This is a genomic window from Amycolatopsis sp. CFH S0740, from assembly GCF_004522315.1.
In the GTDB taxonomy this organism is placed as follows: domain Bacteria; phylum Actinomycetota; class Actinomycetes; order Mycobacteriales; family Pseudonocardiaceae; genus Amycolatopsis; species Amycolatopsis nivea.
Window position 1 is genome coordinate 490,574 of record NZ_SDLS01000002.1, and the last position, 20,660, is coordinate 511,233.

Annotated in this window: 16 protein-coding genes; 8 read left to right on the forward strand and 8 right to left on the reverse strand. The window is 68.1% G+C overall.

Translation table 11 applies throughout. From position 1 onward, the window contains the following. Positions 1-20: 20 nt before the first annotated feature. Positions 21-212 (reverse strand): hypothetical protein, encoded by a 192-nt coding sequence (locus EIZ45_RS05650; protein WP_134662101.1) that lies wholly within the window; start codon positions 210-212, stop codon positions 21-23. Positions 213-357: 145 nt separating this feature from the next. On the opposite strand from EIZ45_RS05650, the gene EIZ45_RS05655 reads away from it, so the two are divergent. Next, positions 358-1,260, forward strand: coding sequence for a dihydrodipicolinate synthase family protein (locus EIZ45_RS05655; protein ID WP_134662102.1), 903 nt, complete (start codon positions 358-360; stop codon positions 1,258-1,260). A gap of 4 nt (positions 1,261-1,264) precedes the next feature. Here the strand turns inward: EIZ45_RS05655 and EIZ45_RS05660 are convergent, their stop codons facing one another. Beyond that, positions 1,265-2,230: an RNA polymerase subunit sigma-70 gene (locus EIZ45_RS05660; protein WP_240690559.1), complete on the reverse strand. Its 966-nt coding sequence runs from the start codon at positions 2,228-2,230 to the stop codon at positions 1,265-1,267. Positions 2,231-2,440: 210 nt separating this feature from the next. Between EIZ45_RS05660 and lysA the strand changes: the two genes are divergently transcribed. Next, entirely contained in the window at positions 2,441-3,775 is a 1,335-nt protein-coding gene (gene lysA, locus EIZ45_RS05665; RefSeq protein WP_134662104.1) for a diaminopimelate decarboxylase, read from the forward strand. Here the strand turns inward: lysA and EIZ45_RS05670 are convergent. After that, positions 3,772-5,298: an APC family permease gene (locus tag EIZ45_RS05670; RefSeq protein ID WP_134662105.1), complete on the reverse strand. Its 1,527-nt coding sequence runs from the start codon at positions 5,296-5,298 to the stop codon at positions 3,772-3,774. The two genes, lysA and EIZ45_RS05670, sit on opposite strands and share 4 nt — an antisense overlap. A gap of 180 nt (positions 5,299-5,478) precedes the next feature. Here EIZ45_RS05670 and EIZ45_RS05675 point away from each other — a divergent pair, with 180 nt between their 5' ends. After that, the gene (locus EIZ45_RS05675; RefSeq protein ID WP_009084674.1) at positions 5,479-5,976 is read left to right on the forward strand and encodes an Lrp/AsnC family transcriptional regulator; all 498 of its coding nucleotides are present in this window, start codon (positions 5,479-5,481) and stop codon (positions 5,974-5,976) included. 1,294 nt (positions 5,977-7,270) lie between these two features. On the opposite strand, the gene EIZ45_RS05680 is transcribed toward EIZ45_RS05675, so the two are convergent. Beyond that, positions 7,271-9,100: a LamG-like jellyroll fold domain-containing protein gene (locus tag EIZ45_RS05680; protein WP_134662106.1), complete on the reverse strand. Its 1,830-nt coding sequence runs from the start codon at positions 9,098-9,100 to the stop codon at positions 7,271-7,273. A 124-nt stretch (positions 9,101-9,224) separates the two neighbouring features. Continuing rightward, the gene (locus EIZ45_RS05685) at positions 9,225-9,776 is read right to left on the reverse strand and encodes a DUF6328 family protein (RefSeq protein ID WP_304571887.1); all 552 of its coding nucleotides are present in this window, start codon (positions 9,774-9,776) and stop codon (positions 9,225-9,227) included. A 960-nt stretch (positions 9,777-10,736) separates the two neighbouring features. Here EIZ45_RS05685 and EIZ45_RS05690 point away from each other — a divergent pair. After that, positions 10,737-11,324, forward strand: coding sequence for a superoxide dismutase (locus EIZ45_RS05690; RefSeq protein ID WP_037808587.1), 588 nt, complete (start codon positions 10,737-10,739; stop codon positions 11,322-11,324). 14 nt (positions 11,325-11,338) lie between these two features. On the opposite strand, the gene EIZ45_RS05695 is transcribed toward EIZ45_RS05690, so the two are convergent. Next, on the reverse strand, positions 11,339-11,740 hold the full coding sequence (locus tag EIZ45_RS05695; RefSeq protein ID WP_037808590.1) for a TIGR03667 family PPOX class F420-dependent oxidoreductase: 402 nt from the start codon (positions 11,738-11,740) through the stop codon (positions 11,339-11,341). A 180-nt stretch (positions 11,741-11,920) separates the two neighbouring features. Next, entirely contained in the window at positions 11,921-14,350 is a 2,430-nt protein-coding gene (locus EIZ45_RS05700) for a DUF2339 domain-containing protein (RefSeq protein WP_240690560.1), read from the reverse strand. Positions 14,351-14,445: 95 nt separating this feature from the next. Between EIZ45_RS05700 and dusB the strand changes: the two genes are divergently transcribed. Beyond that, the gene (dusB, locus tag EIZ45_RS05705; RefSeq protein ID WP_134662107.1) at positions 14,446-15,618 is read left to right on the forward strand and encodes a tRNA dihydrouridine synthase DusB; all 1,173 of its coding nucleotides are present in this window, start codon (positions 14,446-14,448) and stop codon (positions 15,616-15,618) included. Positions 15,619-15,838: 220 nt separating this feature from the next. Here dusB and EIZ45_RS05710 read toward each other — a convergent pair whose 3' ends face one another. After that, complete coding sequence (locus tag EIZ45_RS05710; RefSeq protein WP_037808594.1) at positions 15,839-16,258, reverse strand: Hsp20/alpha crystallin family protein; 420 nt, start codon at positions 16,256-16,258, stop codon at positions 15,839-15,841. A gap of 165 nt (positions 16,259-16,423) precedes the next feature. Between EIZ45_RS05710 and EIZ45_RS05715 the strand changes: the two genes are divergently transcribed. From EIZ45_RS05715 to EIZ45_RS05725, 3 genes are all read left to right on the forward strand, one after another. Continuing rightward, entirely contained in the window at positions 16,424-17,257 is an 834-nt protein-coding gene (locus tag EIZ45_RS05715) for an alpha/beta fold hydrolase (RefSeq protein ID WP_134662108.1), read from the forward strand. 148 nt (positions 17,258-17,405) lie between these two features. Then, on the forward strand, positions 17,406-17,969 hold the full coding sequence (gene idi / locus EIZ45_RS05720; RefSeq protein WP_037808596.1) for an isopentenyl-diphosphate Delta-isomerase: 564 nt from the start codon (positions 17,406-17,408) through the stop codon (positions 17,967-17,969). A gap of 114 nt (positions 17,970-18,083) precedes the next feature. Next, positions 18,084-18,743, forward strand: a complete 660-nt coding sequence (locus EIZ45_RS05725) for a GGDEF domain-containing protein (RefSeq protein WP_051172550.1) — start codon at positions 18,084-18,086, stop codon at positions 18,741-18,743. Positions 18,744-20,660 lie beyond the last annotated feature (1,917 nt).

Below are 20,660 nucleotides of genomic sequence, written 5' to 3' on the forward strand. Positions count from 1 at the left end.
TTCGCTGGGGGCGTGCCGACTCAGGCTGCTTGCGCAAGGAAGACGAACTCGCGGTCGGTCGAGGCTTGCCGGAACGTGTACGTGATGCGAGATGAGGCGAGCGGCAGCCGCACGTCGGCGACCTCGACTCGTTGCTCCACCGACCCGACCCCGGCACCTCGCGGGTGCGCAGCGGCAGGTTCCAGGTTCCCCACGCGCGGTAATCCGGTCATCGGCCAGCGGTACCTAGTTTTGCCAGGCCCGACCGCTCTTCAGCGCCGATCTAGGACGCATATCCCAAAGATCAGGACGATCGTCCTGGCCACCTCGTGTTACCCTCCGACTGTCGAGACATCATATATCAGATCGGATCTGCTCGTGGCGTTCGAGAAACAGCGACAGCGGCTCGCCGGCGTGGTGGCGATCCCGGTGACTCCCTTCACCGCGGCCGGGGACGTGGACGCCGAGACGTACGAGCGGCTAGTCGAACGGCTCGTGCTGAGCGGCATCGAGGTCGTCACGCCGAACGGCAACACCGGCGAGTTCTACGCGCTCGAAGAGCAAGAAACGCGACAGTGTCTCGAAGTCACCACGAAGGCCGCGCGCGAGGCGAGCGTCCTCGCAGGCGTCGGCCATGACGTGCGTACAGCCGTGAAGGCCGCGAAGCACGCGCGCGCTTCCGGAGCGGACATGGTGATGATCCACCAGCCCGTGCACCCGTACGTATCGCGCGCGGGCTGGATCGACTACCACCGCGCGATCGCGAACGAAGTGCCCGAACTCGGGGTTGTCCTGTACGTGCGCAACCCAGCCATCGAGGGCGCGGACCTGGCACAGCTCGCCGACGTCGCGCCGAACGTAATCGGCGTGAAGTACGCGGTGCCGGACCCGGTGCGCTTCCGCACTGTCGCGCGCGACGCGGGGTACGAGCGCTTCGTGTGGATCGCCGGTCTCGCCGAACTGTCCGCCCCTGGGTACTTCGCAGTCGGCGCGACGGGCTTCACCTCCGGCTTGGTGAACGTCGCGCCGCAGATCTCGCTCGACCTGTTCCGCCGTCTCCGCAACCATGACTTCGACGGCGCGATGGAAATCTGGGACCGCATCCGTCCGTTCGAGGAGATGCGCGCCGCGCACGGGAACGCCAACAACGTCAGCGTGGTCAAGGACGCCCTCTCGCAGCTCAGCCTGTGCCGCCCCGACGTACGACCGCCGAGCAGGCTGCTGACCTCGGGCGAACGTGACCAGCTGTTCGGAATCCTCTCCGCGTGGGGACTTTCGTAACGTCTCAGGCGAGCGCAGGCGGGAGGTCGAAAGCCGGGAAGACTTCCGAGCCGAAGGTGGTCACCTCCGCGACACGGCCGCCGTCGAGCCGCAGCGTCACCAGGCCGAAGGCCCGGAACTCGCCGACTGTGCGCGCGTACGTGGCGAGCGCGGGCAGACCGTTCGCGCGGGTCTCGACAACACGGAACTCGGCAGCGTCGCCACCACGCAATGCCGGTGCCCAGCCCGCGAGCACGGTGTCCCGCCCCGCGTACCAAGTCGGTTCCGACCCCATGTGCCCGCCAGCGCCGGGAGCGTGACTGCAACGCACGTCTTCGCGCAGCAGTTCAGCGAAGGCCGCTCCGTCGTGCTCTACGAGCGCTTTGACGTACTTCGCGACAACAGCGCGTTCCTCATCGCTCCTGGCCGCAGACGCCCACTCCGTACGTCGCGTAGGCAGGTGCTCCTGCAACTCGGCCCGCGCGCGCAACACATTGCTGTTCACCGACGCAGGCGTCGTACCGAGCGCTGAAGCCGTCTCACGCGCGGACCAGCCGAGTACGTCGCGAAGCACCAACGCAGCACGCTGTCGCGGCGAAAGATGCTGAATGGCGGCGAGGAACGCCAACTCCACCGTCTCAAGCGCAACGACGACAGTGTCCGGCTGAAGCGCACTGTCGGGCGCAGGCTGCAGCCAGGGAACCGCGACGTCGGGACGCGGCGCGAGGTCGGAGTCGTGCGCAACGGGCAGATCGAGCATCGGCAGCTCGCGCGGGTGCGCTTCGAGGTGATCGAGACACGCGTTGGTCGCGATCCGGTACAGCCACGCCCGCAGGCTCGCGCGGCCCGCGTACGTCGAACGGCCGCGCCACGCGCGCAGCAGAGTCTCCTGGACCAGGTCTTCCGCCTCGTCGAACGAGCCCAGCATCCGGTAGCAGTGCACCCGCAGCTCGTGCCGGTACGCCTCGGTCTCGCTCGCGAAGTCCGTCATCTGTTCAACCATGTCCGATAAGACGGCGGATCCCCGGATAACTCAGCAAAGCCCAGCTCAACCGGGGTGTGGCGGAAGTTACTCGTGCGTTAAGAACCCGTCAGCACGGCCGTCCGGACCGTCAGGGGCCCGTTTCCGGGACGTTCCGGTCCGGGCTCGGCGCAGTGTGCTGGCGATGTTCGCCGCGATCGACATCGACCGGAGGTAACCGTGACGCTCAGCGAGCTGCTCCCGAGTCTCGGCTGCGAGGCCGCCGACCATCTGGAACCGGGACTCTGGCCGCAAGGCACGAAGCTCGGCGAAGGCGGTGAACTGCTCTTCGCCGGCGCGCCCGTCAGCCACCTGGCCGCGCGCTTCGGTACGCCCGCCTACCTCCTCGACGAGGAACAGGTGCGCGAAACGGCCCGCGCATACCGCCGTGCGCTGCCGGAGGCCGACGTCGCCTTCGCGAGCAAGGCGCTCTGTACGCGAGCAGTGTTGCGTTGGGTCGCTGAAGAAGGACTGTCGCTCGACACGTGCTCCGCTGGAGAGATCGCCGTCGCGCGCGCTGTCGGTTTTCCCGCGGAGCGCATTCTGTTGCACGGCAACGCGAAGACCCCGGAAGACTTCAAAGCCGCGCTGCAGTACGGCGTCGGTCGAATCATCCTCGACTCTCTCGACGAAGTCGAACAGCTCGGCGCGCTCGCGCATGGCGCACAACGCGTCCTTATCCGCGTCACGCCCGGCGTCAGCGGCGACACGCACGCCGCGATCACGACCGGCACAGAAGGACAGAAGTTCGGCTTCTCGCTACGCCCCGACGTACGCGACAACGTCGACCGCGCTGTCGCAGCAGTGCTTTCGCAGCGAAGCCTGCAACTGACCGGACTGCACTGCCACATCGGCTCGCAAGTGTCCCGTGTAGACCGTTACGAGGAAGCCGCGCGACGGATGGTCGAAGTGCTCGTCCGCATCCGCGACCAGTACGGAATCACGTTGCGCGACTTGGATCTCGGCGGTGGCCACGCGGTGCCGTACGCCGACCGCGAAGCGTCCTTCGACCTCGACGGGTACGCACGCCGCCTCCGCGTCGCACTGAGCTACGAATGCTCATCACACGACTTCCCCTTGCCACGCCTGACAATCGAGCCCGGCCGCGCGATCGTCGGACCCGCCGGAATCACCGTCTACCGCGTGTGCGCCGTGAAGCGCGGCGCGCGCACCTTCGTCGCTGTCGACGGCGGCATGAGCGACAACCCGCGCCCTGCGCTGTACGGCGCGCGCTACACCGCGCGTCTCGTCGGCCGTCGCACGAAGGCCGCGCGTACGCCGATGACAGTGGTCGGACGACACTGCGAGTCCGGCGACGTGCTGGCGGACGTCTGTCTACCCGACGACATCCATGTCGGCGATCTGCTGGCCGTGCCGTGCACCGGCGCGTACCACCACTCGCTGGCATCGAACTACAACCTCGTCGGCCGCCCACCGCTCGTCGGCGTCCGCGACGGGCACGCAACGCTCCTCGTACGCCGCGAAACCGAAGAAGACCTGCTTCGCCGCTGCTAGCTTTCGATGGTCTGACCGCCGCGGGCAACGGCGCCGCGCGTCAGACGTCGACCGGCGAAGAAGTCACGGCAGGCGCGTTGCACGGCGAACATCAACGGAAAGCCCACGAGGATCGCCACGACACCGATCACCGCGACGCCGCCGATGCCGAACACAGTGGTCTCTCCGGCGTCAGGCTTCGCGTACGCGATCGCCGCGAGCACCAGTACCGCCAGGAAGAACACGCCGCCGACGAAGGGCAGTAAGCCGCGAAGCAGGAAATTGCGCACGCTCGACCACAGCGTCCGGCGAAACACCCACACGCACGCGAGCGCCGTCACAGTGAACTCGATCGCGATCGTGAGCCCGACCGCGTCGACCGAATCCGCGAGCACGTTCCGGCTCCACAACGCCAGCAGCACGTATAAGGCGAGCGACACCAGCCCGAACGCCCAGGTGGTCACCGACGGCGTCTGGTACTTCGGATGCACGCGGCCGAACACCTTGGGCAGCGCGCCGTGGCTGGCCATCGACAGCGTGGTGCGCGCGGCGGGCATGATCGTCGCCTGGCTCGTGGCCGCGCCGCTGGTCAGCACCGACACGATCAGCAGCACCCCCATGACCTTGCCGAACCCGGACGTCCCGAACACCGCACCGCCCAGCCCGGCGAGCACGTCCTCGGCGTTCGCCTCGTTGGCCAGCCCGATCCCGTGCTCGCCGACGCCCGCGAAAGCCAGCGCAGCGACGGTCACCAGCAGGTAGTTGAGCACCAGCAGCACGGTCGACAGGATCGCCGCCCGGCCCGGCGCGTGCCGCGGATCAGCCGATTCCTCGTTCACCGAAAGCGAACTCTCCCAGCCCCAGTAGATGAAGACCGCGAGCAGCACCGCCGACACCGCCGTCCCGACGCTCACTCCGCTCGGCCACAGCCAGTCCCACCGCGGCGTGGTCGCTTGCGGGCCCGCAGTGCCGCTGTAGACGCGCGCGAGCGCTACGACGGAAAAGATCACCAGGACGGCGAGTTCGATGCCGAGGAGGATCCACTGCGCCCGCGCGGACACCTCGATGCCGCGGTAGCAGAGCCAGCAGAGCGCGAGCAGCCACGCACATCCGATAGCGGTCGTCACCGCGCGGTTGTTCGCGAGGTCGTCTAGACCAAACAGCAGCAGCGTGTACCGGCCGGTCAGCGCGGATTGACTGGACATCACCAGCAACTGCTCCACCAGGACGACCCAGCCGGTCATCCAGCCCACGCGGCTGCCGAACGCCCGGGTGGCCCAGGTGAAGTTGGTGCCGCAGTCGGGTTCGGCCGCATTCAGTTCCCGGAAGGCGAAAGCGACGAACAGCACCGGCACGAACGACAGGAGCACGAACGCGGCGGCTTTGAACCCCGTTCCGGCGAGCACGATGAACCCGAGCGTCGCGGCGATCGAGTAGGCCGGGGCGGTCGAAGACATCCCGATCACCGTCGAGGACACCATGCCCAGCGCGTTCGAACGGAGCCCCTTGGCCGGCACCACAGGCGCGGCGACGGCTTCGGTCATTGGAATATTCCTCCTCAAGATCGGCGGTTCGCGACCGTACCCGCTGTTTGCCGGAGCCAGAACGGGGCCCGCATGTCCGCCATCTGGAGAAGAAAACGGGAAAGGGTCTCCTGCTCTCCGGCTCCTGCCGATACGCTGCGCGTCTGACGAATCACATGCCGAAACACAGGGAGGGACGGCATGGGTGACGAAAACCGTACGAAAATCGAGGAACCGCGTGCTCCGAGAGCGCTAGACGGGACCGACCGGACGCTCATCACGCTGTTACAGGAAGACGGCAGGGCGTCCTTCACCGCACTGGCCAAGGCGGTGGGTCTTTCGGAGGGCGCGGTGCGGCAGCGAGTACAACGGCTGCTGCGAGAGGAAATGGTGCAGATAGTCGCCGTGACCTCACCAGAACACGTCGACCTGACCCGAAGGGCGATGGTCGGCATCACGGTGGACGGAGACGCCCGCGAAGTGGCCCAGCAGCTGGCCAAGGTCGCCGACGTACACCAGGTGGCCCTCTGCTCAGGCCGCTTCGACCTGCTGGCAGAACTGCTCTGCCGCGACGACGACCACCTCCTGTCCGTACTCGGCGACGAGGTACGGCCCATCGCGGGCGTCGTCTCGACGGAGCTGTTCGTGTACCTGAAGCTCGCGAAACAGGACTATTCGTGGGGACGGCTCACCGCCTGATCCACGGTTTCGCGGCTGGGTGCTGGGCTGGGTTTCGCGGCTGGGTCCGCGGTCGGGTTTCGCGGCTGGGTGCTGGCTAGGTTCATGGGCTGGCGTGCTCAGGCTGAGTTCTCGGTGGGGTTCTCGGTCTGAGGTGCCGCTCACGCCTCCGGCGCGGCGGCGACTGGGCCAGACGCCGACTGGGCCCTTGAGCTGGGCTTTTGACCTTGACTCGCGGGTTGGCGTATCCGGATCGGGTTGCTCGGGCGATGCCCTTGGGCTCCTTGGAGCCCTTGGGCCAGCGCGGTCGCCCCCGTCGGACCGGTTCAGGCTGGCCCCTGGACTGGACCGGCTGCTCCTTGGACTGGGCCACCTCGGTTCCGCGGCACGCTCCCCGTTCGCGGCGCGTGTCCCGGCCTCGCTTGGCCGATTCCGAAACTGACCAAGGCGGAACATCCAGGCGTTGGACACCGGAGTCCCGGTGCCAGCATCAGCGCTGGCCCCGGTTTCGGAATCCCGGCACGAACGTCAGTCCCGGCAACGAGCTCCACCCGAACCATCCGCCCTGGCACCCGGCTACGGCCGAAACGCCAGTCCGGCACGGTTCCACTGCTGGCCCAGCAACGGCGCTGGCCAGCACGGGCTTCCCCGTTCCAGCAACGACGCTGCCCAACGGGCGAAGCGGGCCTGACCAGTTCCGGCAACGCAGCCGGTCCCGACAACGGTCCGGCTCGACCACCGGTTCCAGCACCCGTGCTGATCCCGGCAACGAACTCCAACCACGCCACCAGCACCTGGCAACGAGTTCCGAGCCACCGATCAGCATCCACGCCGAACCCGGCACAAGTCACCGGCATCCGGGCCAACCAGGCAACGGAACTCCGACCCAGCATCGCCGCTGGTCCAGGAGCCCCAGCCCAGGCAACGGTCCAGCGCTGCCGCTGCCCCGCACACCGCCGTTCCCTGCCCCAGTCCCCGGCAAGGGAACGCTCGCCCGCGGCATGCCTCGTCCCGCTCACCGGCACAGCACCGCCCTCGGCGAAATTCCCGGATCCAGCACCCACCCTGAACGAATTCCGACCGTTCCGATACTACTTCAAAATGACTATTACCCCGTCCCCCGATTAGACCGACTGGCGGAAGCCGTCAGTTTCGCCAATACCCCCGAACGGCCGCACTGGCAGAATGTGCCCACCGCGCAATCGGAATAACGCGTCAGAGATTCCCGATCGTCACACCGCCGGCAAGCCGGTCGCGGATCCAGTCCCCGGCCAGCACCCTCCGCAATTGCCGAGCAGCCAATCGGCACCGCTTATCAGCCCAGCAGAAATTCCCGCGGCGCCAGCGCCCGGTCGACCACGCGGGCCTCGCCGATCTCGCCGTAGAAGCTGCGCTCCACCTTGCCCCGGTACGACGACGCGCCGACCAGCCAGCTGCCGCCCGGGTTCGCGAGGCCGATCGCCGGAGTCTTGGGGTTGCGCAGCAGCGGGCAGCCGTCGACGTAGAGTGTGCTGCGCCGTCCGTCGTTGACGACCGCGACGTGCCACCACTTCGCCAACGGCAGCTCGTGGCCCCAGTTGGTCGAAATCCCGTTCTGGTTCAACGGGAACACCGCCCACTGCAGTTCTGCACCGTCCGAGACGCTGAACGTCGCGGCCGATTCGTTGGGGTCGTCGCCGGACTTCCCGGCCGCGCCGCCGTTGCCGAGGCGCGCGAAGATGCCGCACCAGCCGTGGGTGCCGTCGCGGAAATCTTCGGGCAGCCGGATGAACGCTTCGACGGTGTAGCCGCGCTGAAAGGTCAGGCTGTTCATCGGCGCGCTGTCGACGGTCTGGAGGTACGCGCCGCGGCCAGGGTTGCGCGCGCCGTCGAAGCGAAGGCTCGCCCGCGACGGCTGGCGGGGCGAGAAATCCGCCGAGTAAGTCAACGCGTCAGGCCCGCTGCCCGGCACGGTAGCCCTGCGCAGATCGTTGCCGCGGCCGGTGAGGTCCTTGATCAGCGCGTTGTCCGGAACCGGAGCCCCCGCGCGGCCGCCCTCGAACCGCCAGTACGCGACGGTCCCCGGCACGAGCTGCGGTTTCACCGGACGGGCCGGCGGCACCGGAACGGGCGCGAAACCGGCGAACCGCTTGTCGAAGTCGATATCGATGCTGAAGTAGTCGACGTCGGTGCTGCGTTCGGCCTCGATACGCTCGAGTTCGGTGAGGTCGCGCCGTCCGTCGAGCCACGGCGAGAAGGTGCGGACGTCGATCACGCCGCGGGCGACGTCGAACTGATACAGCCGGATCATGCCGCTGCCGCCGTAGTAGCGGTCCTGGTAGTTCGTGAGGTGCAGATGCACGTCGTGGCCGGCGGCGTTGCGCTTCACCAGCCGGCTCGGCGGCCAGTAGTGACCGTTGAGGGTCAGGAAGATCTGGTCGCTTTCGTTGACGAACTCGTCCCAGACCTGCTTGCCGAAGTCCGACAGGAACGCCTTGCCCTGCTCGTCGGAGTTGACCAGCTCGTGGATCGTCAGGATCGCGGGCATCTTCGGGTGCTGCGCGAGAACCTGCTTAGCCCACGCGAACCCGCCCGATGACGGACGCCAGTCCATAGCAAGCACCAGCCATTCCCGGCCGGCGGCCCGGAACACGTGGTAGGTGTTGTAGCCGTCCTTTGAGGAGCCGCGGAACGTCGGCGAATTCCGCTGCCGCTGCGGCCCGAACGCGTCGAGGTAGGGCGTCCGCCCGCGCTGGTCGTCGGTGGAGCCGTCGATGTCGTGGTTGCCCGCGAGAGTGCTGTACGGAAACCGGAACCGGTCGAGCACCTGGAACGACCGGCTGATGCCAGCGAACTCCCGGGCCTGCCCGTTCTGCGTGAGATCGCCGAGGTGCGCGAGGAAGACAACGTTGTCGTCGTGCCCGTGGCGCAGCAGGTACGACAACGAGGCGTCCACCGGCGTCGAGTCGCCCCGGTCCTCGTCAAACAGGTACTGGGTGTCCGGCATGACCGCGATCGTGAACCGCGGGCTGTCACCGTCCGGCCGCCGAGCGACACTGGGATCAGCCGCGGCGATCCCGTTCAGGCCAGGAAGCGCGGACACCGCCGCACCAGCGCCGAGAATTCCGGCACCGCGCAGGAAGTTCCGCCGTGAAGAGTCAGTCACGAGCAGGAAGCTACGGGCCGGTCCCGACCGCTACGGCAACAATTGCCGACGGCTCGATGAACAGCTCCATGTCCCCGGCGTTTCTGTCCTGCGCAGGACAAACGGAAGGCTGCGCTGGTTCCGCTCAGTGACCGTCGCGTCGCCTTTGGTCGCCGACCAGCATGCCCGGCACCGCAAACCAGAGCAGCCCGAACAGCAAGATCGCCATCCCGCCGACGAGCCCCATCGCAACCGGTCCGAAAGAGACCTTCGCGATCAGCGCGACAGTCACCGTGATCGCCGCGGCAAGACACCCGAACCCAACAAGCACGACCCGGTTGCCGACCCGCAGGATCTGCTCCCGCCGCCCAGTCCGGAACAGCATCCGGTGCCACGCCGCAGGCGCGATCAGCAACGCCGTCGCTGCGACGGTCAGCAACACCGCGAGCAGGTGCAGCGTCTTCTCGAACCCGCTGGCGTCGTGAAACCGGCCCGTGAAGACCACCGACAGCAGGAACCCGAACAGGATCTGCACGCCCGCCTGCGCGACCCGCAGCTCCTGCAGCAGCTCGCCGACGTTGCGCTGCAACATCTGGTTCCGCGTCTCGCCGGTGTGCTCGACGTCGTCGCCGACGTCCGCCGATCCGTCGACGTCCGCTGGCCCGGTGGCCTGCGCCGGACCGGTCGCCTTCGCCAGTCCGCCGGGTTGCGCCGACTCACCGGGTTGCGGCAGTCCGGAAGCCTCGGCCGGTCGACTGGGTCGCGGTGCCCCGCCGGATTGCGGCAGTCCGGAAACCTCGGCCGGTCCGCTGGGTCGCGGCGACCCGCCGGGTTGTCCCAGCCGGGGAGCCTCCGCCTGACCGGTGGCCTGCGCCGACTCACTGGGCTGCGGCGATCCGGCGACCTGCGCCGATTCACCAGCCTGAGCGCGCCCGCTGGATTGCACCGGTCCGCCGCTGCCCGCCAGCCCGCCGCCGGTGGGTCCGCCGCCGTCCGATCCGCCGCCGGTCGGTCCGCCGTCGCCTGATCCGCCGCCAGTTGACCCGCCGCTGCCAGCCTGCCCGCTGGCGTCCGCCGGTCGACCGCTCTCCGACGGCTCACTGACCTCGGCCGGTCCGCTGGCACCCGCCGACTCGTGGTCGTCCGCACGACGGCCGTCAAACCCCATGGCGCTGTTCGGGTCGTCAGGCATGTCAGGCTCCACCGGTGCTCGCCAAAGCACCGCCGGGCAAGTCCGACGCTGCCACGCTGCCAAGTACCCACCGCATCAAGGCCCGAAAACTCACCACGCCAGCCGGACGACCTTCACGTCCACCGCAACGACCTCCCAACTCCACCGGCTCGCTAGCCGCTCTCGTACGCGGAGCGTGCCTCGAACCGCACCAGCGCGCCTCAGAGCCTCACCGCGACGAGCATCAGCACCAGGCTTGACCTCACCGCGGTGCATCCAGACAGCACTCCGCACCCGGCCTGGCCCACGCCTGACCTGCACTCACCCGGTCCGGACAGAGTCTGAATCCGGCTGATCCCGACGCTGTCCCACCCGGCAACCCCACGCACCTCACGCCCGAGGAAAGCCGTCCCGAGATCCGGGCAACCTCCACATGTTCGAGTGGAGAACATGGCACGGCACGCGCCGACTGGTTAGAGAAGTTTCATGCGTTTCCTCCCTAAACTCCTTTCCGCGGCCTTCGCCGCTGGTCTCTCCGTCACGAGCCTCTCGGCCACCTCCGCCGCAGCCACTCCAGCGACGGACTCTCCTCTGCACTTCACTGCTGCCCACGGCACATTCGCGGCGTACGTACCGGGCAGCCATGCCGTCACCTACCGTCCGGATCTCGTGCCCGTCGGTGCCAAGGCGCACGTCTCCGCCCTGTCCGCCGGCCGCGTCGGCACCACCACCGTGCTGGTGATCAGCGGCCTCCTGCCGCAGCACGAATACGGTGCACACGCGCACGTCAACTCCTGCGGCGCCACCGGTGACGCCGCGGGCGGACACTTCCAGCACGTGCCGGACCCGGTGAAGCCTTCGGTGGATCCGGCCTACGCCAACCCGCGCAACGAGATCTGGCTCGACTTCACCACCAACCGCTCAGGCATCGGTCATGCAACCTCCGTTGTGGACTGGACATTCGACGGACGACGGGCGAAGTCCGTGGTGATCCACGAAACCCACACCCACACCAACCCCGGGCACGCCGGCACCGCGGGTGGACGGCTGGCCTGCCTCGACGTCGGCTTCTAAAACAGGAGCTGCCCTCAGAACCCCCAGGACTTCTCCGGAACGATCCGGATCCGCACGGAGTAGTCGGCGTCGAAGGCAGCTGGATCGGCGAACCCGATGCCGGCGTAATGCCGCTGGTACTTCGCCAGGTAGCCAGGTGCTTCGGAGGCCTTGGCCTCGTCGACCTGCGCACGTCCGTTGACGACGATGATGCTCCCGCCGTGTTCGTCGCTGTTCAGGTGAAAACTCACCTCCGGATTGGCGGCGAGATGCCGGAGTTTGGCCGTGCCCGGCCGACTGAAGACCACGATGTCCTCGCCGTCGAGCACGAACCAAACCGGCCGCGGCGCGGGGCGTCCGCTGGGAGTCACCGTGGTGAGCCAGGCGACGGATTCGCCCGCGCGTTCAATGAGTTTCGGGTCGTGGGTGTAGGTCATGGTCGGATACCTCCTCGGTAGGTTTCCCAGGTAACCACGAGCCACCGACAGTTCTGCCCCGCCGACCTTCGCGAGCCGTCTCAAGCCGCTTCCCGACACGGCTCAGTTTTGTTGCCGCACAAGGAAAACCCCGATCCGAAGTCAATCTCGTTTCCCCGGATCGGGGGACTTCTCGCAAGTTCAGCGCGACGCGACAACCCGCGCGTACCGGGCACCCGCCACAAGCAGGATCACACCGGCACCGAGGAACGCGCCCACGCGAGCCAACCCGTCCAGAGTGGCAAGGTCGAACAACACGAGCTTCGCGACGGCAGCGGCCACCAGCACCAGTCCGGTGATCCGCAACGCGACCACCTTGATCCCGCGCAGGAGAAGGACGAACGCCACCACCGTCCAGGAAACCGTGACGAGCGTGTGGCCAACCAGGAATCCACCACGACCAGGGGCTACGAGCATGGACGCGGTGAGCACCAGCCCAGCAGCGCCGTAGAGCGCGCACAATCCGGCAGGCAGCCAAGGCGCGAGACTGGCCGACTTCACCACGTTGAGCTGAATTGCCGCCCACGGCAACGCAATCGCGGCAGCGAGCAGAAGGACAGCCGAGACCAGCGCGGTCAGGAGAAGATCTCGCGGATGCCAATTCGGGAGGATCAGCAGCGCCGGTGTCACGTCCGACCCGAGCGTGAACAGTCCGCCGATCACCGCGAAGACGAGAGAACCGCCTAGCGCGAAACGGTTTCGAGTGAACTTCGCCGCGAACGCGAGCGCAACTGCCTCGCCAAGCAGGACAGCTCCGCCATCGAACTGCGTGACGGTCGCCTGCATCGCGGCGACAAGACCAGCGATCCCTGCGACAGTACCGGAATTCCCTCGAACGATGATCCAGGTCGCGATGAGCACGACCGCCGTTCCGCCCGCGAGAAGCACAGATTCCGGCCGGTGCAGCATCAGCGCGGCGACCAGGATCGGCAGCGGGGAAACAGCCAGGACGGACAGCGAGTAAGGCTCATTGTCATTGCGCCGCAACGAAACCAGTGCTGCCGCCGCGCTGACCACGCCAGCGGCGATAACTGCCCACACCGGCAACGTGCGCAGTCCGGTACCGATCAACGCCGTTGTCAAGGGAGGAATGGCCGCAGTAAACGAAAGGGGCCACCATGACCGTCGAAGCTGGACAGGGACGGTCGCGATCTGGATCATAAGAAGGAACGTCACGAGTTCATCGGTGAAGCCCCGGGTGATCAGGGGCGCACACACTCCGCATCCTCCCACCACGGCAATCGCCAGGAGAGAGGAATCCCATTTGACCGCAAGCACAAGTCCGCCCACCGCGATCGCCAAGCCGACCGCGAGTCCGGCGGGAACCGGCAGGAAATCGTACAAGGAGGTGGCAGCGACAGTGTCGAGGTAGAGCGTCGCGATCCCAGTGGCGACAAGGGCGAATGCTCCCGTGCGCGCCGCCGGCTTGCGGTGCAGCCAAGCACCCGCGCCGACCAGGATCCCACCGAACGCAGCGCCGACCGCCACTCGCGGCAACGGAGCGAGCCAGCCGCGCTGGATGGCCAAGATCAGCAGCAGAACGACCCCGAGCAACGTCACGGCACCGCCAACCCACGCCAGAAGGCGCGAACCCGCGCCTTCGCGGCCGAGTCGCTCACGAAGCGTCGGAGGCGGGATGTAGGGCGGCTGTCCGTATGGCAGCTGGCCATACGGCGGCTGTTGGGCGGTTGCCTGCGGGTGTCCTTGGGCGGACTGGTCGGCGGTGGGCTGTCCGTGGCCCGGTTGGGCGGCGAACTGTTCGGCTCCGGCATCGCCAGCGGCGGGTTGCCCGGTCCCGGGGCGCGGCGGCGACGGGTGGGTCGCGCCGGACATCGGCTGGGCGGAATACGGGGCTGCGTAAGGGTTGTACGGGTAGTAGCCCGGGCGCGGGTAGTACGGCACCCCGTGTGCGGCCGAGTAGGCCGGGTACGCGTACGGGCCCTGCGCAGCTTGGTAGCCCGGGGCGGGCGAGTGGCCAGGGGCAGCGGGATAGCTGTGGCCAGGCGCAGGAGGTTGGCCAGGTCCGGCGGGGTGTCCCGACACGGCAGCATTGCCAGGTTCGGCAAACGGGCTCGACTCGGCAGGGCGACCTGACGCGGACGGCACGCCCGGTGTGGCGGCCTGGTCCGGCGCGGCAGTCTGGTCCGGCGCGGCGGCAGCCTGATCCGGCGCAGTGGCGGTCTGGTCCGGTGCGGCGGAAGAGACTGCCTTGTCGGCATGGCCCGGCGCGGCCGCCTGGTCAGAGCCGACGGCTGCTGCGGCCGCGTGGTCGGAGCCGACGGCTGGCATGGCCGGAGAGTCGAAGCTGACGGGCTGAGTACCGCCAGGCGGGTAGTCCGCCGTTGACGCCTCCCCGGTCCGCGCTGCCGACTCGGCGTGGCCGCCCGGTTGGCCCGTCGTCGGCTGGGAGTCCGCGGGCGCGTCCAGAGCGGGCGCCTCGTCGGGCTGGTCGGTGGCCGGCTCGGGCTGGGGGCGCACCGCCCGGAGTTCCGCGCCTACGTGGGTCAGGCGGCGGCCGAGGTCGTCCAGTTCGCCGGCCAGGCGGTGGAGCGTTGCAGCTTCCGTGGTCATACCGGACAGCCTGGGCGAAACGGCACGATGATCGGATCCGTAGCACTACTCAAAGGCTGGACACGAGATGGTCTCGCGGCCACCGACCTGCCCGGATGCGTGTGCCGTACGTCACGGGCGACAATGGAAGAGTGACTGCCACGTTGAGCGCGCCTACGTTGAAGATCGGCCCCTACCAGGTCGATCCTCCCGTCGTGCTCGCTCCGATGGCGGGCATCACCAACGTGGCGTTCCGGCAGCTCTGCCAGGAGTACGGCGCTGGCATCTACGTGTGCGAGATGATCACCGCCCGCGCGGTCGTCGAGCGGCATCCCGGCACGATGCACATGATGACCTTCGGCGAGAACGAAAAACCGAGGTCCATGCAGCTGTACGGGGTCGACCCGAAGACGATGGCCGAAGCGGTTCGGATCATCGTCGGCGAGGGGCTCGCGGACCACGTGGATTCGAACTTCGGCTGTCCCGTCGCGAAGGTGACGCGGAAGGGCGGCGGCGCGGCGTTGCCGTTCAAGCGGCGGCTGTTCGCGGACATCGTGCGCGAGTCTGCGAAGGCGGCGGCTGAGGGCGGTGTTCCGTTCACCGTGAAGTTCCGCGTCGGCATCGACGATGACCACCAGACCTTCCTCGACGCCGGGCGCATCGCCGAAGCCGAGGGTGCGGCTGCTGTCAGCTTGCACGCGCGCACGGCCGCGCAGCGCTACTCCGGTCAGGCCGACTGGTCGAAGATCGCGGCGCTGAAAGAGGCGGTCACCAGCATCCCGGTGCTGGGCAACGGCGACATCTTCAGCGCGGACGACGCACTCCGCATGGTCGCCGAGACCGGCTGCGACGGGGTGGTCGTCGGACGCGGCTGCCTCGGCCGGCCGTGGCTGTTCGGCGAGCTGGAAGCCGCCTTCCAAGGTCGCGAGATTCCGGAGGGACCGAACCTCGGCGAAGTCGCGCGCGTCCTGCGGCGGCACACGGAGCTGCTGATCGAGCACGACGGTCCGGACAAGGCCATGCGCGACATCCGCAAGCACATGGCCTGGTACCTGATGGGCTTCCCGGTCGGCTCCGAACTCCGCCGCGGCTTCGCGATGGTGACGAGCCTGAACCAGCTCGACGACCTGATCGCGCAGCTGGACCACGACGCCCCGTTCCCGAGCGCCGCGACCGGACCGCGCGGGCGGCAGGGCTCGCCGGGCAAGGTGACGCTCCCGCACGGCTGGCTCGACGACCCGGACGACGATTGCGTCCCCGAGGCCGAAGACATGCACTCCGGCGGCTGATCACAGCCTGGCCAGAACGACGCTGAGCTTTGCCGACATCTACCCGACGAGCGCTTGGGGCTCAACCACGGGTGTGCGCGCTCGGCGCGGAGTACTTCGTGCACGCAAACGGCAGCCAGCCGAGCCGAAAACCCACCGCTGACCTGCATAGATAGCAAGTGTCCCCAGGTTATCCACAACCCACTGTGGACAACCTGGGGACAACTTGGGTACAGCCGACTCAGGCGTCGATCTCCTGCGGCGCACCGCCGACAGTGATCTTGCGCGGCTGAGCCTTCTCGGCGACCGGAATGCGCAGCGTCAGCACGCCGTCGACATAGTCCGCGGCGATGCGCGTGGTGTCGAGCGTGTCGCCGAGGAACAGCTGGCGCGAGAACTTGCCGCGCGGCCGCTCGGACACCTGGACCTGCGCGTCCTCGACCGCGACGGGCGCGCGCTCGGCGCGGACGGTGAGCACGTTGCGCTCGACGCTCACGTCGATGGAATCGCGGGCGATCCCCGGGAGGTCGAACTCGATGACGTACTCGTCGCCGACGCGGTAGGCGTCCATCGGGACGGAGCGCGGCGCGGTGCCCTGACCGCCGAAGAACTGCTGGGTCAGACGGTCGAACTGGGCGAACGGGTCGGTACGGATCAGCATTGTCGAATCCCCTTTCGGACAACTGCGGCCAGCTGCTGGGGCGCTGACCAAGCCTTGCAAAGTTGCCAACGTTCGACTCAACTTATTTGTTCCCGTGTAGCTCACATCACAGAGCTGGCGCGAGACCGGCCAAAACTGTCGGTGCCGGTCCGTAGAGTGCGTCTCGTGATCGACCAGCTGACCATCCCGACCGACGCGGGATCCTTCGACGCCATCGCCGCCGGCCCTGAAGACGGCCGCCCGGTACTGCTGCTGCACGGCTTTCCCCAGGCCGCCGTGGAGTGGGAGCACCAGGTGGCGACACTCGGCGTGCTCGGCTACCGCGCGATCGCGCCGGATCAGCGCGGATATTCGCCGGACGTGCGGCCCGAACGCCCGGAGGAATACGGCATCACGACGCTGGTGTCCGATGTCGTCGCCATGGCCGACACGCTCGGCTGGAGCAAGTTCGACCTGGTCGGCCACGACTGGGGCGGCGCGGTCGCTTGGTGGACGGCCGACGAGCACCCAGAGCGCCTGCGCAGCGTCACCGTGGTGTCCACGCCACACCCGGGCGCGCTCGCCGAGGCGATGCGGACGGACGAGGATCAGCACCTGCGGTCGGCCTACATGACGGAATGGCGCCAGACGCCCGCGACCGAGCGCCGCATGCTGGCCGACAACGCCAAGGCGCTGCGCGACATCTTCGACCGGCGCATCCCGCCGAGCAAGATCGACGAGTACGTGCAGCGGCTGTCCGAGCCAGGCGCGCTCACCGCGGCGCTGAACTGGTATCGAGCAGGCCGTCCGGGCGGGAAGATCGGCAAGGTCTCGGTGCCGGCGATGTACGTGTGGTCCACAGAGGACGTCGCCTTCGGTTCCACCGCCGCGCTCGACACGGCGAATTGGTGCACCGGGCCGTACCGGTTCGAGATGCTGGAGGAGGTGTCGCACTGGGTAGCGGAGGAAGCGCCGGAGGCATTGACCTCGCTGATCGTCGAGCATCTCGGCAGCCGGTGACACCGGGTTTCGCCTGCGTCGCCGTTCGGTTGGGTGTCCGATGGGCGGGAGATTCGAGCGGTCCGTGAAGGCCTGACACTCGAATCGGGCGAAACGGCCACCCGGCTCGCGGTATCGGCCGGTTCGTGCGTGGTGTTCAGTATCCGGAGTGGACACCAGCACTGAAGCCGAAACCGAACGCGTCGTCTTCGTGACCGAGGACGGCGTGCCGACCGGGGAGACCGGGCCGAAGCTCGCCAGTCACCACGCGGAGACGCGGCTGCACCTCGCGTTCTCCTGCTACGTCCTGCGCCGTTCGGACAACGCCCTGCTGATCACCCAGCGAGCGCTGCACAAGAAGGTGTGGCCTGGCGTGTGGACCAACAGCGTGTGCGGTCATCCGGCTCCCGCCGAAGCGCTGGAGAGCGCCGTACGTCGGCGGGCTTCGTACGAGCTCGGACTCCCCGAACTCGACGACCTCGAGTGCGTGCTGCCCACGTACCGCTACCGCACGCCGCCCTTCCAGGGGATCGTGGAGAACGAGTTCTGTCCGGTGTTCGCCGCCTGGACGGACGTCGATCCGCGGCCGAATCCGGAAGAAGTGGGCGGTTGGCGATGGATTTCCTGGGCCGATTACACACAGTGGATCACGGATCCGACGACTGACGCGAGTTACTGGGCACGTGATCAATTCGCGCAGCTCAAGGACAAAAAGCCCTTCTCCGCGCTCTGAGCGAAGAACTGCGCTGCGTGACATCAGCGGAAGTCCGTCGTCCACTTGAGCGAAATTCACCTTCGAACGTACCGATGACTCAAGCCACCGCTCCTTTACGACGAAAACGATGGAGTGGCGGAGGTCAGAGTGTCGGCGGACGACGAGCTCGGAACGGGGGAGACCGCGCCCGACTTGCTCACGTTGCACGAGTCCATCGCGGACCTGTTCGCGACGCGCGGCGACTGGCGGCGGGCCTACCGGCACCTGCGCTCCGCGCTCGACATCGCGCGGGCGGGCAGCCTGCGCGATCCGCTCACCTCGAGCTACAACCGCCGGTACCTCGACCAGCGACTGCCTGAACTGCCCGCGGCGGTGGCCGTCGCACTGGTCGACCTCGACCGGTTCAAGTCCGTGAACGATACGTACGGTCACCTTCTCGGCGACCGCGTCCTCTGCCGGGTCGCCGATCTCCTGCAAGAGGGACTGCCCGCCGATGCGTTCTGCGCACGGTACGGCGGCGAGGAATTCGCTCTTGTCCTGCCGGGAATCGATCACCGGGGCGCCGTCCGGGTCGCCGACGCCGCACGCCGTCGGGTCGCCCGTCACCCCTGGTCAGAACTCCGGCCAGGCCTGCGGGTTACGATCAGCGTCGGCCTCGCACACGGCACCGAATCCGGGCCGCGTCAGCTCCACCGAGCCGACAATCTCCTTTACGCCGCGAAGCGGGCAGGACGCAACAAGGTCGCTTTCCACGACCGCGAGACCGCGCAGGTAATTACGCACTCTGAGTAACGCACGTCTGCGATTACTCCATTCACTGAACCCGATCTTCACCTGTTCGTCCGCTTCAGTGCGCCTTAGGGCGACGCATGGTGAAGAAATTCGCGGGAGGGTGTCGTCACGAACGGCGGGTATCCGTACGATAACGAAAAGCTCCCCCGGTACGACGAGTCCTGGGAGACCCGGCGAAGCCGCCGGGTGTTCAAAGGTAAGCCGCCCCAGCCTGGCGCCTGACGTGCGAGAGGAGACCGAGTGCCCGACGAGCGCAACACCCCCGGCACCGGTCGCCATTCCGACACCACGGCTCGCCCTCGCGGCGGACGTCGCCGTTCCATGGACACTCACGGCGGCATCAGCGTGTCCGACGTGGTCGCGCGGCACACCGGCGAACGACCCGCCTTCACCGAGGACCCCGGAACACGGCATGCGGAGCCAGTAAGCCGGCTCGCGGAACCGGGCACCCGCCGCGCAGAACCCGGCCGTCGCCGCGCGGACGCCGAGCGCCCGGAGCCAGGACGCCGGCGAGCGGAGCCGGACGCCGGTTTTCCGGGGACGAACGGCCGCGCTGGTTTGCCCGCCGAGCCGGGTCGACGGCGGGCGAATGGGCACGCCAACGGGGTTGGCAGCAGGCATGCTGGGCCGGGAGACGGCTCGGATCTGGGCAGCCTCGCGAATGGGCAGGTCAACGGGGTTGGCGGGCGGCACGGCGAACCTGCGGAAGGCGACGCTGGGTCAGCCGGTGGACTAGCGAACGGGCATGTCAACGGGGGCGGCAACCGCCACGGTGAGGCGGCCGGCGGAGAAACCGGCTCGATCGGCAGACGGGCCAAGCGGCACAGCGAGCCCGCGGACGACGCGCCAGTTGACGGACGCGCGAACGGGCACGTCAACGGAATCGGTGGGCGGCACGGTGAGCCTGCCGACGACGTCGCATCAGCTGGTGGATGGGTCAACGGGGTCGGCAATCGGCATAGCGAACCGGCGGATGGCGACGTCGCATCAACTGGCGGGCGGAGGAACGGGCACGCCAACGGAGCAGGCAGTCGGCACGGCGAACCGGCGGACGGCGACATCCCATCAACTGGCGGGCGGAGGAACGGGCACGCCAACGGAGCAGGCAGTCGGCACGGCGAACCGGCGGACGGCGACATCCCATCAACTGGCGGGCGGAGGAACGGGCACGCCAACGGAGCAGGACCTGCGGACGGCGACATCCCATCAACTGGCGGGCGGGCGAACGGGCACGCCAACGGAGCAGGACCTGCGGACGGCGACATCCCATCAACTGGCGGGCGGGCGAACGGGCACGCCAACGGAGCAGGACCTGCGGACGGCGACATCCCATCAACTGGCGGATGGGCGAACGAACACGCCAGCGAAGTCGGCAGCAGACACGGCGAGCCTGTCGGGAACGACGTCGATTCGGTCGGCAGGCGCGCGAACGGGCGCGGCAGCCGTCGTGGCGGGGCGGCAGAAGACGATGCCGGATCGGCTGGCGGAAATGGGCGGGTCAACGGTCTCGGCGGTGTCGGCAATCGGCACAGCCGAGAGGTAGCTGACGGTCCCGAGCGCTCCGGAGTTAGCGGACCGGCAGATGACGTATCCGCGCTGGGGATCCCGAACGGAAGTGGCGGCCGGCGCAGTGGCGACGCTGGCCTTTCTGGCGGACGTCGGGGCGGTTCGGACGTCGATAGCGGTGCCGGGCCTGCGCGAGTGGGTGGGCGGGCGCTTTTTGGCGGAGCGGTGCCGGACGGCGTCGGCGACCCGGATGGTTCTGGCAGGCGGCGGGAGCAGGTCGAGTCGGGGGAAGGGCTAGGCGAAAGCGGCTACCCGGCACCGGGTGGTCGGCGGGCTCGGCCAGTCGACGGTCGCGGGGAGACCCGGCATGCCGCGCCGGATTCTGAGCTTGGTGATTCTCGGACTGGTCGT

Coding starts and splice junctions, on each gene's coding strand:
- dusB (WP_134662107.1), top strand. CDS start 14,446: ATGCGTGTGCCGTACGTCACGGGCGACAATGGAAGAGTGACTGCCACG.
- EIZ45_RS05710 (WP_037808594.1), bottom strand. CDS start 16,258: ATGCTGATCCGTACCGACCCGTTCGCCCAGTTCGACCGTCTGACCCAG.
- EIZ45_RS05700 (WP_240690560.1), bottom strand. CDS start 14,350: ATGACCACGGAAGCTGCAACGCTCCACCGCCTGGCCGGCGAACTGGAC.
- EIZ45_RS05695 (WP_037808590.1), bottom strand. CDS start 11,740: ATGACCTACACCCACGACCCGAAACTCATTGAACGCGCGGGCGAATCC.
- EIZ45_RS05670 (WP_134662105.1), bottom strand. CDS start 5,298: ATGACCGAAGCCGTCGCCGCGCCTGTGGTGCCGGCCAAGGGGCTCCGT.
- EIZ45_RS05650 (WP_134662101.1), bottom strand. CDS start 212: ATGACCGGATTACCGCGCGTGGGGAACCTGGAACCTGCCGCTGCGCAC.
- EIZ45_RS05660 (WP_240690559.1), bottom strand. CDS start 2,230: ATGACGGACTTCGCGAGCGAGACCGAGGCGTACCGGCACGAGCTGCGG.
- EIZ45_RS05690 (WP_037808587.1), top strand. CDS start 10,737: ATGCGTTTCCTCCCTAAACTCCTTTCCGCGGCCTTCGCCGCTGGTCTC.
- EIZ45_RS05675 (WP_009084674.1), top strand. CDS start 5,479: ATGGGTGACGAAAACCGTACGAAAATCGAGGAACCGCGTGCTCCGAGA.